Source organism: Halobaculum sp. XH14, assembly GCF_032116555.1.
GTDB classification, from domain to species: domain Archaea; phylum Halobacteriota; class Halobacteria; order Halobacteriales; family Haloferacaceae; genus Halorarum; species Halorarum halobium.
Genome location: NZ_CP134949.1, coordinates 1,879,939 through 1,894,789, shown reverse-complemented (window position 1 = coordinate 1,894,789; position 14,851 = coordinate 1,879,939). Strand labels below are relative to the sequence as shown.

Here is a 14,851-nt window from a genome sequence, read left to right as displayed (position 1 = left end):
GGACCGCTCGCGGGAACCTCCTTTCGGGGCCATCTCCTCGCGCGTCGGCGGAGTCGACGCGCTGCGGCCGGACCCCCCAACCACCGTCCGTGCAAAATGCCGCTCGGTCGCTCGGCGTGGCTTCGCCACGCCTCGTTCACGGAGAACCGACTCGGTCGCTCGTCGAATGCCGGATTCGGCTGCCCGAGCCTGAACCGTCACCTACTGGTTCGCTCCGACACGAGCCACCGCCATGACCGCTCCGCCGCTCCGCTGTCCCGCCTGCGGCACCGAGTACGCCGACCGCTGGCGCTGCGAGTGCGGCCAGCCGCTGGAGTACGCCGACCGACCGCTCCCCGACGGCCCCGCGCCGGACCCGGCGTCGTTCGACGCCCGCGACGGGCTCTGGTCCTTCTCGGCGTTCATCCCCGAGTCGCCGGCGGCGACGCTGGGTGAAGGGATGACCCCCCTCGTCGACGCCACGGACTGGGACGCGGGATTCAAGCTGGAGTACGTGTTCCCGTCGGGGTCGTTCAAGGACCGCGGCGCGACCGTGACCGTCTCGCGCGCGGCCGCGCTCGGGGTCGACACGCTCGTCGAGGACTCCTCGGGGAACGCCGGTGCCGCCATCGCCACCTACGCGGCGAGGGCCGGAATCGACGCCGACATCTACGTCCCGGCGTCGGTGACCGACGCGAAACTGCGCGCCATCCGCCGTGCGGGCGCGAGGCCGGTGAAGACCGAGGGGCCGCGGCGGGCGACGACCGAGGCCTGCATCGAGGCGGTGGAAGCGGGCGACGGCTGGTACGCCAGCCACGCCTGGAACCCCGCGTTCTTCGCGGGTACCGCGACGTTCGCATACGAGACGGCGCTCCAGCGCGACTGGGCAGTCCCCGACGCCGTGGTGCTCCCGCTCGGGCACGGCACGCTGTTCCTCGGCGCGTATCGCGGGTTCCGGGCGCTGCGGGACGCCGGCTGGACCGACTCGATGCCGCGGCTGTTCGGCGCGCAGGCGGCGGGTCACGCACCCATCGCGGCGGAACTCCACGGGACCGACGCGGTCGCCGGCGAGAACGACGCGGCCGACGGCATCCGGATCGACGACCCGGTTCGGAAGGGGCAGATCCTGGACGCCATCGAGGACACCGACGGCGACGCCATCGCGCTCGGTTCCGGCCCCGTCGAACGCGAACTCGACCGGTTGCGTTCGGCGGGCTTCTACGTGGAGCCGACGTCGGCGGTCGCGCCCGCGGCCCTGGCCGAGTACCGCGACCGCGGGGTCCTCGACCGCGGGGACGACGTGGTCGTGCCGCTCACCGGGAGCGGCCTGAAGAAGTAGCCTTTTCGGCGGCGGCACCCGACGGGACCGCTGATGAGCCGCTCGCTCCGACCGTCAGGGGATGGTATGCGCCGGGCCTCGGGTGACGACTCGTGATCACGGTCCCCGGGGACCACTGTCCGGTCTGCGGGACGGAACTCGACCGGGTGCGCGTCGAGAACCGCGACCGCCGGCACTGTCCCGACTGCGACCGCGTCGTCTGGCAGAACAGCAAGCCCGTCGCCGGCGTCGCGGTCGCCGACGGCGAGCGCGTGCTCCTCGTCGAGCGCGCGACCGAGCCCGACTTCGGGACCTGGGGGATCCCGGGCGGCAACATTGAGTACGACGAGCCGCCGGCCGTCGGCGCGGCCCGGGAACTCCGGGAGGAGACGGGCGTCAGCGTCGACGTCGAGGACCTGGAACTGCTCCGCACCGACCACGTCGAACGCGGCGGCACGGGCGTCGTGGCGATCAGGTACGTCGTCCGCCGGTCGGACACGGAGGGCGACCCGACCGCCGGCCGGGAAGTGAGCGACGCGCGCTTTGCCGTACCGGACTGGTTCGTCGGGACGGAGAGTGGCGTCGCCCCGCTCGACGGCGACCTGCTGTGGGAGGCGAGCGGCCACTTCGACTGACGCTCGCCGGCGGCGGTGCCGTCATCGCTCGGGGTGGGTCGGCGCGTCGAAGCCGCCGCGGATCAGGGGTTTCGAAACGTGTCGTCGTGCGGTCGGCGGGACCTCGTACCAGCCGAGTTCGAGTTCGCGGGGCCGGTCCCGTTCCACCTTCCCCGCGCGCGCCGTCCCGCAGTCCTGACATCGGTAGCCCTGGTCCGCGCCCGCTGACTCCATCGAGAGGTCGCAGTCGGGACACGACGGGACGACCCGCTCCGTTTCGACGAGCGAGCGGACCGCGAACTTCTCCAGTTTCAGCGTCCCCTCGTCGACCTCCCCGCAGGCGGTGACGCGATCGCCCTCGATCAGCTTCCGAACGTGCCAGCGGAACCGACCGGTCGGCGCGAACGCGACGCAGTCGAGTTCGACGGTGTCCCCCCCGTCATCGCCGTCGGACGCGCCGGCGGGACGGCCGCTGCCGAGCGTGAGAAACACGTGGCCGCCCCGTCGCGTCTCCGGCGCCTCGACGACCTCGCCCGTCACTCGGTAGCCCCGTCCGTCCCGGACCTCGTGGAGGCCGGCGTCGGCGAGGTGGGCGTCGGTTCCCTGGTTCGTGTGGAACAGCGCGGTCCGCTCGACGGGTTCGGCGTCGATGCCGTCCGCGACCCGTCGTACAGCGTCGTCGTCGTCCCCGCGGACGCCGAAGAGGATCGGGCCGGGCGCGTTCGGCACGCAGACGGCTTCGTCGGTCCCGCGGTCCACGGTGTCCCAGGCGTCCGGATACTCCCGGTCGGCGGCCGCGAACGCGGAATCGACGTCGACGTCGCGTGGCGTCCCGCAGCGGTCGAACTCGCGGTAGCTGATGTGCTCGACCGTTCGGTCGGCGATGGCCGGCCAGGCACCGACGGCCGCGAGGGCGCCGATCCGGCCGCGCCCCGGCGTCCCGTCTCCGGTCTTCGCTCCCCAGCCGCGGTGGCGGAAGCCGGCGTCGTCAGCCAGTTCGAGCGCGTCGGGCAGGTCGTGACGTCGCCGAACCGCCGCCCGCGAGAACTCGGCGACTCGGTCGGGGATCGACTCGGGGTCCGCGTCGGCGACGACGAGACCCGGACTGGTCCGTGCGTCCTCGGCGACGGCGTACTCGTCGACGAGGTCGGCCGCGATCTCGAACGCGCGGTCGGCGGCGACGTCGGCGTGAACCGCGAGGGCGGCGTTGCCGCGGGTCTTGTGCTCGACGGCGGGGTTCAGGCGGACGAGGACGCGGCGCTCGACTGCGCCGCCCGCGTCAGCGATGGCTTCGGCGACGAGCGCGGCGAGGTACGTGGTGCACATCCCCGCCGTACGGGAGTCCGTGTCGTCGAGGCCGATGACCGTCACGGACGGAGTGAGACGGCGGTCGGGCATGGGGCTTTCGCGTCGATTACTCGTATTTAGTCGTACCGCCGACGGAACGCCGCGAAGGCAGGACGGCGTCGGGAACAGGTGGGACCAGCGCGGCACAACGCATATATGGGCGCGTTGACTTACCATACATCATGTCCCGAACGGCGGTGGTCGGCAACGTCACGGCCATGCTCAGCGACGCTGGGTTCCTCGTCAGCGAGCGCTGTTCGGTTCGACCCAAGAGCTTCGACCTGGCGGCCCGTCGCGGCGAGGACCTGCTCCTCCTGAAAGTGCTCGGCAACGTCGACGCCTTCGACGGCCCGACCGGCGCGGAGATGCGTCGGCTCGGCAGCTACCTCTCGGCGACGCCGATGGTGGTCGGGCTCCGGACCCGCGACGAGGACATCAATCCGGGCGTCGTGTACTTCCGACACGGCGTGCCGGCCATCCACCCCGACACGCTGTACGACCTGCTCGTCGAGGAGGTGCCGCCGCTCATCTACGCCGCGCCAGGGGGCCTCTACGTCAACATCGACGGCAGCCTCGTCGCGGACGAGCGAAAGGAGCGCGACTGGAGCCTCGGCCGCCTGGCCGACGAACTCGGCGTCTCCCGGCGCACGGTCGCCAAGTACGAGGACGGGATGAACGCCTCCGTCGAGGTCGCAGTCCAGCTTGAGGAGCTGTTCGACCGCCCGTTCTCGGACCCGGTGAACGTCATGGAGGGCGCAGAGGAGGTCCGCGAGGCGGACCCGACCCCGGAGCCGCCGGCGGTCGACCCCGACGACGAACACGTCCACGCCGTGCTCTCGCGCGCGGGCTTCGTCGTCCACCCCACCCAGCGCGCGCCGTTCAAGGCGGTGAGCGAAAACGCCGAGGAGGACGACCGGCCGGAGGTCCCGTTCACGCTGCTCACCGGCCACTCGTCGTTCACCAAGACGGCCGCCAAGCGCGCCAGGCTGATGGCCTCGCTCGGGCGGGTCACCCGCACGCGGGCGGTCTACTTCACCGAGGAACGCTCGAAGCGGGAGTCGCTCGACGGCACCGCGATCGTTTCCGTCGAGGAACTCGCCGAGACGGACGACCCCGAGCGCGTCCGCGAACTCATCCGGGAGCGCTCAGAGGAACCGCAGGAAGCCTGAGCCCCGGGTTTCGGTTTCCGCGCTACGCCGCACCCGACCCGTATGTCTCCTCGAGGTACCGGACGATGTCGTCCGATTCGGCCATCCCGTCCACGTCGTGTTCCTCGTCGACGATGACGGGCACGCCGGTCTGCCCGCTCACCTCCTCCACTTCAGTCCGTTCGGCGTGTGAACGGGGGACCATCTCGGAGTCGTAGTCGATGTCGAGTTCGGCGAGCTTGTTCTTCACCTTCGCACAGTACGGGCACCCTTCGAGTTCGTACAGCGTGATGTCGGACATGCGTCACCGTCGCGTAGGGGGTGATGACACTTAAACCTCGGAGCGGTCGTGTGTCGGGACCGCCGAGGCGACGCGGCGTCGGATAACTGCTCCCCCGCCGCGCCCCGTCGTGACACACCCGAGGAAGGTCTTTTGTCCCCGGACGTGACCACCCCGGTATGTTCCCCGAGCGCATCCTCACCGATCGCCTCCGCCTCGACCGCCACGACGCCGCCGTCAACCCGCTGGCGTTCTACGAACACGCCGGAGCGGGACGGAGCGGCACCGTCGCCGAGGAGTGCGAGTTCCTCTCGTGGCAGCCACATCGGCACCCGAAGGAGTCACACGACGTGCTCGAGGGGTTCCGGGAGGGCTGGGAGGAGCGCGAGAGCGCGGCCTACGCCGTGTTCCCGCGCGAGGGCGAGGCCGGCGCGGGCGAGTACGCGGGCAACACCGGGCTCCACCTCGACTGGGAGAAACGAACCGGGACGCTCGGCATCTGGCTCCGCAAGCCGTTCTGGGGTCGGGGCTACTCGGGCGAACGGGCGCTCGCGCTGGCCGAACTCGCGTTCGCCCGACTCGACCTCGAACTGCTCGCCGTCTCGGTGTTCCCGGAGAACGAGCAGTCGGTGAGGGCCATCGAGAAGTACGTCGACCGGATGGGCGGTCGCCGCGAGGGGCGCCTCCGGAACGAGATCGTCCCGGACGGCGAGGACCCTCGCGACGTCCTCCGCTTTTCGGTGTCGCAGGCAGAGTGGCGCGATTCCGTCGGCGACGGGGCGGTCGCGCGGTTCGTCGAGAACCTCGACGAGTAGCCCGTTCCCGGCGGCCATCGAGACGGAGCGGCTCAGGTCCGAGCACCGGTCGCCCGACTCCGTCGACCTCGCCGCACCGTACCGTGTCTGTTTGGACCGCTGGCTCAGGAAGCGGTTCGGAAGCCGGGGCTCCCCCGGCGAACGTGCGACCGCCCTGGTCGAACAGCGAGTTCGACCGGCTCGCCCCCGACGTCGTCACCGTCGGCCACGACCCCGAGAACGGAAGGAGCGAACGGGCGATCACGAACTACTCGAGCGACTCGGCGGCGTACGCGAGAGCCGCTACCGGAACCGGCTCACGGAGGAAGACGGGTCGGTTTCGGAGGAGGAAGGATGCTCCCCTTGCGGGACGAATGGCTCGACGCCACCGACGGCGGGACCGCCGTGCCCGACTAGGGTCGCGTCGTCACGGGCTCCCGGTCCGAGTCGGCCTCGCCCCGGACTGCGTCGGCGACGGCGCGACGCAGTTCCGGGTCGCCGCCGGCGACGACTTCCCCGCCCTGTATGACGACGCTCGGGTCGTTGAGCGCCGTCGGGTCCTCGACGGGATCGGTCGAACAGAGCAGGAGGTCCGCGTCCGTTCCCGGTTCGAGCGTCCCCTGTCCGTCGAGACCGATCACGTCGGCGGCCGTGGCCGTCATCGCCTCGATGGCCTCCGACGTCGTCATTCCGTACTCGCTCATGAACGCGACCTCCGCCGCGTTGCCGCCGTGCATGTTGAACGGCGTCCCCGCGTCGGTCCCGCCCGCGATTCGGACGCCGGCCTCCACGGCCCGGCGGAACGAGTCGATGTGGCGCTCGTACACGTGCTCGGTCTTTCGCCGGACGTCCTCGGTCGCGGCCTCGACGTTCCGGACGATGTGATACGGTGCCGAAAGCGTCGGGACGAGCGTCACGTCCCCGGCCAGCATGAGGTCGATCGCCTCCCCGTCGAGGAACGTCCCGTGTTCGACCGTGTCGACCCCCGCCCCCACCGCGGCTTTCACGCCGGCGGCGCCGTGAGCGTGGGTCGCGGTGTGCATCCCGTGCCGGTTCGCCTCGTCGACGAGCGCGTCGAGTTCGGCGTCGGTGAGCGCGACGGCGTCCGGATCCGTTCCGGGGGTCGTCACCCCACCGGTGACCATGAACTTGATGAACTCCGCGCCGAGCTTCGACTGCTCGCGGACCGCGCGGCGGGCGTCGGTCGGGCCGGTGATCTCCCGCCCGAGGTGGTGGCCGTGACCGCCCGTGGCGGTGATCGAGCGGCAGTTGGCGACCGTGCGTGGGCCCGGCACGTCGCCGTCGTCGATGCGGTCGCGCACCCGGACGTCCACGTCCCGCGCGCCCATCGCTCGGACGCCCGTGACGCCGGATTCGAGCGTCGCCCGCGCGTTTCGGGCCTCGACCAGCGCGAGTTCGGCGTCGCCCATCGCCGCGACCTCGTCCACGGTCCGTTCGCCCGACAGGGAAAAGTGGACGTGTGCGTCCACGAGCCCCGGCAGGGCGACGACGTCGGGAAGGTCGACGACGCTCTCGTCGTCACGCGCTTCGAGGTCGCCGACGGCGACGAGTTCGCCGTCCGCGACCCGGAGGTCCCCCCGTCTGCTGCCGTCTCCGTCGACCAGCGTGAGTTCCCGGAGGAGCATACCCGATGCTGTGGGCGTGGCCACCAAGACGGTTGCGACTCGTTATCATTCAGTGACAGCTGCCAGAAAGAATTTGTCCCGGTGCCGACCAGGAGGTGGCATGGCACGTTCAGGGGGGATTAGCGATCGCGTACCGTTTGCGATAGGCACGGCGGCCGGCCTGGGGGCGTACGTCCTCGGCTACCTGGTCACGTACGTCTGGCAGTCCGGGTCGGTCAGGGAGCGACTGAGCGGGATCAACGCGCTGGTGGACCTGTTCGGGGGCGATCCGATCCCGGTCTGGACCGGGGTAGGCTGGTACTTCTACAACGCCCACTTCGTCGACGTGTTGATCCCGGGCTTTGGCGGCCGGCGGGCGGAGAACTTCATCGCCAGCGCCGACGGCGGGTCGCTCACGCTGCTGTACGTGCTGCCGCCGCTCGCACTGCTGCTCGCGGGGTTCGCGGCCTCGGCGTACGCGAACGCGGGCGACGCGGGCGGGGGCGCGGTTGCCGGGCTCGCGGTCGTCCCGGCGTACGCGCTGCTCGCGCTCGTCGGGACGTTCCTCTTCGCGTACGGGACGGGCGACGGAAGCAGCGTCCACCCCGACTACGTTACGGGGGTCCTGCTCGCGGGGATCGTCTACCCCGCGGTGTTCGGGGCCGCCGGCGGGGCGATCGGTTCGTTGCTGGAGTAGCCGCGGTTCAGAGGTCGCGGGCGACTATCTCGCCCCAGTGGGTGAAGCCGTACCGCTCGTAGAACGCCCGCGCCCGTTCGTTCGTCCGATCCACGTCGAGCACTAGCCGGTCGAGCGGCAGGTCCTGGGCGCTCGCGGCGTCGAGCGCTGCGTCCATCAGGTCGTCCGCGACGCCCGTCCCGCGGTGTTCGGGGAGCACGTAGATCTCGTTCAGCACCGCGGCGTCCCAGACGAACGCGAGCGACTCCGGGAGCAGGAACGCGTACCCGACAAGTTCCGCCCCGTCCCCGGCCGCGGCCACCGACACCGTCCGGGCGTCCTCGGCGACGCAGCGTTTCACCCACGAGAGCCAGCGAACCCGGTACTCGTCGGTCAGCTTTTCCTCGTATGTCGCCGCCTTGTCGGGGCCGCCGGTGCCCTCGCCGAGGCCGGTCTCGAACCCGCGCTTCAGTTCCCAGAGCGCGTCGCCGTCGCCGTCCTCGAACGGTCGCACGTCCATGCGGGACGGTCGAGGTGGCCCGGGTTCAATCCGCCGGTGTCGGCGGGCCGCGACCGTCGGGAGCGACGGAGCCGTCGGTCAGTCACGAACCGTGGGCCCCCGTCGGAGTTTGAGCGCGACGGCGAGGGCTCCGACCGCGACCAGCAGGAGCTGCCAGCCGGCGCTCACGACCGGAAACACGCGGTCGACGGTGCCGGATTCGACCCCCGGGGACGGGTCGACGCCCGTGCTGTAGTGGAGGTTCTCGGTCGTCCGTACCGGTTCGGACTCGGTCGGGGGCGAGAGGTCCACGAAGCTCTGGACGACGCCGCGCCGACTGGACAGGAGCAGGTCGCCGTTCAGCGAGTAGAACCGATCGTGGACCGGCCAGAACAGGTTCACGCCGTTACTCACGTAATCGAGGCCGACGCCCGCGAGCAGGAACGCGGCGAGGCAGGTCCAGGCGACGGGACTCGCGGCGGTCCCGAACCGGTCGCGGAGCCGCGAGGAGTCCCGGACGCGGAGGTCGTATCCGAGCGCGACGGTGACGAGGGCCGGCAGGAGGACGTTGTGCCCGAGCGATCGGTGTGCGCCCGCGAGCACCGGCGAGACGAGCGAGTCGAGGTCCGGCAGCGCGGCGGCGAGCAGGACGGCGAGCATCGCGCCGCGCGTCGCGTACCGGTCTGGCAGCAGCGCCGCGGCGAGGAGGCCGGCGAGCGCGACGTGGACGAGCGTGGACGGCACACCCCATCTTGGTTCCCGTCGGGCAAGGCGTTTTCCCCGCCTCCGACACGCTTATCGGGCAGGTGACCGGACGGGGGAGCATGAATCCGGGAGCCGGCGATGGCGACGGCCCGCGGGCCGAACTCGCCCGCCGCATCGCCGGCGAGATCGCGCTCTCGTCGGATCCGGGCGCGACGCTTCGCAAGTGGCGGACCGACTTCGACGTCTCACAGACGGCGCTCGCGGACGCGATGGACGTCTCCTCGTCGGTCGTCTCGGACTACGAGAGCGGCCGCCGGGAATCGCCCGGCATCGGCCTCGTCTCCCGGGTCGTCAACGCGCTGCTGGACATCGACGAGGGCCGCGGCGGGAGCCGCATCCGCCAGTACGCCCGGGTGGTCTCTGCCGGCTTCGAGTCCGACATCGTGCGCGACATCCGGGAGTACCCGACCGCGCTCCCGACGGGGCGGGTGTACGACGCGCTCGACGCGACCGAGATCGTCGCCGGCGAGCGCGACACCGTCAACGGCCACACGGTCATCAACAGCATCCAGGCGATCACGTCGCTCTCCAGCGAGGAGTTCTACCGGCTGTACGGCCAGTCGACCGACCGCGCGCTCGTGTTCACCGGCGTCACGCGCGGCGAGTCGCCGCTCGTGGCGCTCCGGGTCGTCACCCCGACGCCGAACGCGGTGGTGCTCCACGGCCTCGACGAGGAGGCGCTGTGGGACCACGCGGCCGACCTCGCCGCCGTGGACGGCTTCTCGCTGGCCGTCTCGACCGCACCCCTGGAGGAGTCGCTGGAGGAACTGCGGGGGTTGTAGCTTTTCAGTTGCTTTGGACCGGGCTGATGCCGTCGGCGCGCGGCGGCCGCCCCTCGTGGGCGGCCGAATCGCGCGAGGGATGAGTGAGGGGAGCGACCGCAGGGAGCGAGCCGAGCGAATCGGCTGTTCACGCGAGCGAAGCGAGGGTGAGTTCCGAGGAGCGTGCTCCGAGGTAAGGGAGGCGTGTGGCCGTGCCGTGCGGTCGCGGTCGGGTGGGATTGAAAGGGGTCGGCTGGCTCCGCGAACCCCGGCGCCTCAAGCACCGCAGGCGAGCGGAGCGAGCCGAGGAGCACAGAGCGTGCCGCGGGAGCGGAGCCAGCCGGGGGCTTTCGAGGCAGTCGATCCGTCGAACGGATCGATGTGCAAGCCGAGCGCCGCGGGGGCTTTCGAGGTAGTCACTCACGTAACCTCGTCAACGAAATCAGGAAAACCAACTCCGGAGACCGAAAACGTTCGACCGGGCTACTACTCCACGTACTCGTACTTGCGCTCGTTCATCCGACCCCAGCCGACGTGGACGAACTCGCCCTCCGGCGTGGTGAACTCCTCGACCTCGGCCTCCTTGTCGTGGTTGTGCGCGTCGTGGACCGTCTCGTACTCGTCGTAGGAGATGTCGTAGCGGCTCTCGAGCTGTTCGTCGATCGAGAGCGCCTCGATCTCCTCCAGCCAGCCCTCCCGGACGGTCTCGGCGTGGATTTCGGCCTGTGCGCCCGAGCCGTACGAGCCGATGAGCAGCTTCTCGCCCTCCAGGTCGCGGCCGGTCTCGGCGGCGTGTTTGAGCGCCGAGGCGCGGGCGACGTGGACCGAGCCGGTGTACCAGTTGCCGACGCGCCGTGAGATGTTGAGCGCCGGCTCGATGACGCGGCCGTACCAGTCGCGGTACGCGTCGGTGTCCTTCAGCCGGTCCATGTAGCCGCGGATCGCCTCCTCGTAGTCGTCCCAGTCGTCGTACTCCGACTCGCGGGGCTGGCGACCGATCTCGCCGGCCAGTTCGTCCTCGATCTCCGTGTCGCGGATGGTGTGCCGGTAGCCGAGTAGGCCGGCCTTGCGGACCATCCCCGGGAACGGCGTGTGGAACGGGATGTACGCGAAGTCCTCGGGGTGCATGTCCCACGCCACCGACTCGAAGTCCTCCACGGCCTCGCGCATGCGGGCGAGATACACCTGCATCGAGCGCTTGCCGTCGACGCTCGGGAACTGCTGGTTCGGCTTGAGAAAGTCAGTCTCGTCCGCGGAGCCGTAGCCCTGCTCGTCCGAGAGCGCGAGGACGCTCGGGTCCTCGGAGATGAGCATCGCCACCGCGCCGGCGCCCTGGGTCGCCTCGCCGGGGTCGCCGCGGGCGTACAGCGCCGTGTCGGTGGCGACGACGAGCGCCGAGCGCCCGCGGTTGCGGCCCGCGCGGATCCAGTTGTAGGCGTCGTCGATGGACTGGGTGCCCGAGACGCAGGCGAACTTGCGCTCGCCCTTGTTCGCGTGGTGGAAGTCGCCGTCGTACACCTGTTCGAGACAGCCCGCGATGTACGTCGAGATGGGCTTGGAGTTGTCGAACGCCGACTCGGTGGCGACGTCGATGCGGCCGATGTCCGCGGGGTCGAGGTCCTTGCGGTCCATCAGGCGCTTGGCGGCGTTCGCGCCCATCGTCACGATGTCCTCGTACGTGTCCGGGAACGACGACGTCTCCAGGCCGAGCCCCTTCGTGTACTTGCCCGGGTCCTCGTTCTTGGCGGGCGCGAAGGTGTTCGGCAGGTCAAGCTGAAGCTTCCCCGTCCAGATCTCGATGGCGTCGATGCCGACGGCAGTCATGTGTCCCCCGATTCGGGAAACTGGCATATTGGTCTGTCGATGGGGATTACGTCGACTGTCGAACGTCGGGTCAGTCCGCCGACACCGTCCCGACCGCCGGTGACCCACCCACCGTGGCTCCGTCGGGGTCGTAGGTCAGCTCCTTTCCGTCGCCGTTTCCGCGTTTGATCTCCGAGCCGTCGACGAAGAGGGTCGCCGAGGCGACCGTGAGATCCGCCGTGAACGTGCTGAACTCGTCCCCGACGAGTTCCGCGTCGGTGAGCGTCATGTCGCCGTTGGACCCCAGGGTCACGCCGGCCTGATTCCCCGGGGAGGTGTCCAGGCTCGCACCGTTCGCGTCGAGGGGCCCGCCGTCCGCCTCGATTCGTAACTGTTCGGTCGAGACGATCGCGGCGTTCCGGGCGGAGACGTCCGTGTCCGCAGTGACGGTGACGCTCCGGCCGTTGCCCCCGCTCGTATCGATGCTCGCCGCATCGAGCGCGACGGCACCAGTCTGGCCGGTAACCGTGACCGACCCCGCAGCGAGGATGGTGCCGCCGCTCGCGTCCACGCCGTCGCCGATCAGCCTGACCTCCGAGCCCCCGGCGTTCCGGCCGTCCACCGTGCCGGCGAGCCTGACGTCCCCGTTCTCGGCCCGCAACGTCGTCGAACCGAAGCTCTCCACGGTCATCGTCGCGCCCGGTTCGACCGTGATCGACCCGGCGGTCACGTCGAACCCGTTCGCCTCCGCGTCCCGTTCGACGACGAGGTCGACCGACGGCTGCTGGAAGCTCCGGAGCTGTGACGCCGTGTACGCCAACTCCCCCTCGTCGTACGCGCCGTTCCCGTTCGCGTCGTCGTAGGCCACCGCGCCACTCGGGAGCGGATCGCCGCCCGCCCCGCCGACGACGCGGACGCCGAGGGAGTCGCTCGTCCCGCCGACCGAGGCGTACACCTCCCCGTCGCCGTCGCCGATCGACAGCTGAACGGTTGCGCGGCCGTCCGATCCGGTCTCCCCGGTCGAACTGCCCGCGGGGAAGCGTGCGACCGTCGCGTTCGACGTGGCGTAATCGACCGTCGCGCCCTCGATCGGCTCGCCCGCCCGGTTCGATGCGCGAACCGTCACGTCAACCGGCGAACTGGCGACCGTGGCGTCGATCACGACGGTGTCGTTCGAGGCGACGTACTCCACCCCGGTCGCGTCGTCGATGCGGTCGACGTCCCAGACGAGGTCGTAGGTGCCGTTTCCGACTCCGGTTCCGCCGCCGCTCACCGGGAACGACGTCGTCGCGTCTGCGGGGGCGTCCGCGTCGAATCCGGAGAGCCCGTCGTAGCTCGCTCGGAGCGTCGCCGTGCCGGTTCCGGTCGCCCGGTACTCGAAGACGGCTCGTCCGGCGTCGTCCGTCGTGACCGTCGTGTCGACCAGCGACCCGGACCCGCCCGTCGTGGCACCCGAAACCTGCTGGTTCCCGACGGGGTTGCCGTACTCGTCGCGGACCTCGACGACGACCTCCCGCACCGAGCCGGTGCTCGCGGCTCCGGGCGCTCGCTCCACGTCGATGTACGCCGGTTCCGACGTGGCCGACGCGTCGGTCCCGACGCCGACCGCCGCCAGGCCAAGCGAGTAGGTCCGGCTCGCGTTGAGCTCGATCCGGATCCGGTTCGGGCCGGCCTGGGTCGTCTCGTTCACCCAGCCGGCCGCGAGCTCGTCGGCGAGTACCTCGGTTCGCCACGCGTCAGCCCCGAGCGTGCTGGGCACGGTGAGCGCGACGTCGCCCGTGACCGTCTCCCGTCGGTCGATGGCGCTCACCGCGGACGGATCGACCGAGACGAGCCCCACCCCCTCCTCCGAGAGCGTCCCCCGGAGGGTGACGAGCGTGATCCGGTTCCCCCGGACGACGGTCGGCTCGTCCACGAGCAGCGTCCCGCCGTCGAACTCGTTGACGAGGCCGGTCGCCTCGTAGCGGGTCACCGGCGACTCGTCGTACTCGTGATAGCCCGGCCGGTAGACGAGGGCGTTCGTCGAGAAGTTCCGCTCGGTCGACCAGTAGTCGTTCGCCTCCCCGCCGGACGTGGAGACGACCTCCACCCCGCTGACGGTGACGTTGTCGCCGGGGGCCGTCCGGAGCGAGCCGGCGGCCGGCGGCGGGTTCACGGCGAACACACGCGTCGGGTAGCGCGTCCCGAGCTTCACCGCGGCCGGCGCGGCCTCGCCGGTTCTGCCGGTCGAATCGATGCTGTTCCCGAGGCCGACGAGGTCGTCCTGGGCCGCCTGGCTGTGTCGGAACTCGACGGCCGCGTTCTCCTGGGGGACGACCGCCGCCTGGTAGGTCGACAGCGCGACGACGAGAAAGCCGAACAGGATGATCGCGCCGATCTGCACGGACTGTGCGCGGCGATCCCCCCCGAGTCGCATATCCCCTCAACCGAGTCCCGTCCTAAAAGCGTGCCGCACCGTCGGACGCGTTCCGGCAGTTCCGACGGACCCCGCCGGAGACCGTTCTCGCGGTTCGTTCGCCGTCAGTCCTCTTCCTCGACCACTTCGGGGTCTGACATCGCCGACTGGAGCGAGTCCAGCCCGTTGACCCACTCGGAGACGAGCCCGTACTCCAGGTCCTCGACGACGTCCATCGGGAGTTCGTCGCCGTCGATGATGCGCGTCCCGGCCTGCACGAGGTAGCCGAGCGCGGCGTCGACGTCGTCGTTCGCCTCGGCGTCGACCGCGGCCTCGACGTACTCGCCGACCGAGCCCTCCTCGGCCGCGCCGCCGACGACGTACTCCTCGGCGGCGTAGAACACGCAGACGAGGCTCGTCTGGACGCCGTCGATCAACATCGCCTTCTCCTCGCTCTCGAAGTCGACCTCAGCGAGCACGACCTCGCGGATGCCGGCGATCTCCTCGCCGGCCTCCTCCCGGGTGAGGTCGTCGTCGTCGTAGGCGGCGACGATCTTGGCCACCGCGATGGCGGCGTCGTCCTGCAGGTTCAACAGTAGTCGAGCGGAGTCTTCGTCCTCCGGGTCGAGGCTCTCCTCCTCGACGCGGTCGAGCCAGTTCTGCCACCGCTCCTCGGTGTAGAACGTCTCCTCGGGTTCGCTCATACTCACACGGTCCGGGTCCGCGTTGATATGCCTTTCTTTACTGGTGGTGACGCGTCACGCGACCCGTTCGGCCCTGCGTTTGCAAGCGCCCGCGAGGAGGACGGCCCGGACGTCGCAGCCGTCCTGGCATCGAGGCCGACTCG

At 70.6% G+C, this 14,851-nt stretch carries 14 protein-coding genes; 6 read left to right on the top strand and 8 right to left on the bottom strand.

Annotation, left to right across the window (positions count from 1 at the left end; translation table 11 throughout):
- Nucleotides 1-232: 232 nt before the first annotated feature.
- Both RJT50_RS09670 and RJT50_RS09665 read left to right on the top strand, forming a co-directional pair.
- The gene (locus tag RJT50_RS09670) at nt 233-1,318 is read left to right on the top strand and encodes a pyridoxal-phosphate dependent enzyme (protein WP_313691046.1); all 1,086 of its coding nucleotides are present in this window, start codon (nt 233-235) and stop codon (nt 1,316-1,318) included.
- 92 nt (nt 1,319-1,410) lie between these two features.
- Nucleotides 1,411-1,932 (top strand): NUDIX domain-containing protein, encoded by a 522-nt coding sequence (locus RJT50_RS09665; protein ID WP_313691045.1) that lies wholly within the window; start codon nt 1,411-1,413, stop codon nt 1,930-1,932.
- 21 nt (nt 1,933-1,953) lie between these two features.
- Here the strand turns inward: RJT50_RS09665 and RJT50_RS09660 are convergent, their stop codons facing one another.
- Entirely contained in the window at nt 1,954-3,282 is a 1,329-nt protein-coding gene (locus tag RJT50_RS09660) for a TiaS agmantine-binding domain-containing protein (protein WP_313691044.1), read from the bottom strand.
- Between the two features lie 158 nt (nt 3,283-3,440).
- On the opposite strand from RJT50_RS09660, the gene RJT50_RS09655 reads away from it, so the two are divergent.
- On the top strand, nt 3,441-4,427 hold the full coding sequence (locus RJT50_RS09655; protein WP_313691043.1) for a transcriptional regulator: 987 nt from the start codon (nt 3,441-3,443) through the stop codon (nt 4,425-4,427).
- A 22-nt stretch (nt 4,428-4,449) separates the two neighbouring features.
- Here RJT50_RS09655 and RJT50_RS09650 read toward each other — a convergent pair whose 3' ends face one another.
- The gene (locus RJT50_RS09650) at nt 4,450-4,707 is read right to left on the bottom strand and encodes a glutathione S-transferase N-terminal domain-containing protein (RefSeq protein ID WP_313691042.1); all 258 of its coding nucleotides are present in this window, start codon (nt 4,705-4,707) and stop codon (nt 4,450-4,452) included.
- A 158-nt stretch (nt 4,708-4,865) separates the two neighbouring features.
- On the opposite strand from RJT50_RS09650, the gene RJT50_RS09645 reads away from it, so the two are divergent.
- Nucleotides 4,866-5,501: a GNAT family N-acetyltransferase gene (locus RJT50_RS09645; protein WP_313691041.1), complete on the top strand. Its 636-nt coding sequence runs from the start codon at nt 4,866-4,868 to the stop codon at nt 5,499-5,501.
- A gap of 392 nt (nt 5,502-5,893) precedes the next feature.
- On the opposite strand, the gene RJT50_RS09640 is transcribed toward RJT50_RS09645, so the two are convergent.
- The gene (locus RJT50_RS09640; protein ID WP_313691040.1) at nt 5,894-7,126 is read right to left on the bottom strand and encodes a metal-dependent hydrolase family protein; all 1,233 of its coding nucleotides are present in this window, start codon (nt 7,124-7,126) and stop codon (nt 5,894-5,896) included.
- Between the two features lie 100 nt (nt 7,127-7,226).
- On the opposite strand from RJT50_RS09640, the gene RJT50_RS09635 reads away from it, so the two are divergent.
- The gene (locus RJT50_RS09635; protein WP_313691039.1) at nt 7,227-7,802 is read left to right on the top strand and encodes a DUF7978 family protein; all 576 of its coding nucleotides are present in this window, start codon (nt 7,227-7,229) and stop codon (nt 7,800-7,802) included.
- Nucleotides 7,803-7,809: 7 nt separating this feature from the next.
- On the opposite strand, the gene RJT50_RS09630 is transcribed toward RJT50_RS09635, so the two are convergent.
- Complete coding sequence (locus RJT50_RS09630) at nt 7,810-8,301, bottom strand: GNAT family N-acetyltransferase (RefSeq protein ID WP_313691038.1); 492 nt, start codon at nt 8,299-8,301, stop codon at nt 7,810-7,812.
- A 78-nt stretch (nt 8,302-8,379) separates the two neighbouring features.
- Entirely contained in the window at nt 8,380-9,024 is a 645-nt protein-coding gene (locus RJT50_RS09625) for a metal-dependent hydrolase (RefSeq protein WP_313691037.1), read from the bottom strand.
- 80 nt (nt 9,025-9,104) lie between these two features.
- On the opposite strand from RJT50_RS09625, the gene RJT50_RS09620 reads away from it, so the two are divergent.
- Nucleotides 9,105-9,827, top strand: a complete 723-nt coding sequence (locus RJT50_RS09620; protein ID WP_313691036.1) for a helix-turn-helix domain-containing protein — start codon at nt 9,105-9,107, stop codon at nt 9,825-9,827.
- Nucleotides 9,828-10,292: 465 nt separating this feature from the next.
- On the opposite strand, the gene hmgB is transcribed toward RJT50_RS09620, so the two are convergent.
- The 3 genes from hmgB to RJT50_RS09605 form a co-directional block, all read right to left on the bottom strand.
- Complete coding sequence (hmgB, locus tag RJT50_RS09615) at nt 10,293-11,630, bottom strand: hydroxymethylglutaryl-CoA synthase (RefSeq protein WP_313691035.1); 1,338 nt, start codon at nt 11,628-11,630, stop codon at nt 10,293-10,295.
- A gap of 70 nt (nt 11,631-11,700) precedes the next feature.
- Nucleotides 11,701-14,025, bottom strand: a complete 2,325-nt coding sequence (locus RJT50_RS09610) for an Ig-like domain-containing protein (protein WP_313691034.1) — start codon at nt 14,023-14,025, stop codon at nt 11,701-11,703.
- Between the two features lie 104 nt (nt 14,026-14,129).
- Nucleotides 14,130-14,708 carry a DUF2150 family protein gene (locus RJT50_RS09605; RefSeq protein WP_313691033.1) on the bottom strand — a complete coding sequence of 193 codons (579 nt, stop codon included), beginning with the start codon at nt 14,706-14,708 and terminating at the stop codon, nt 14,130-14,132.
- Nucleotides 14,709-14,851: the final 143 nt, after the last annotated feature.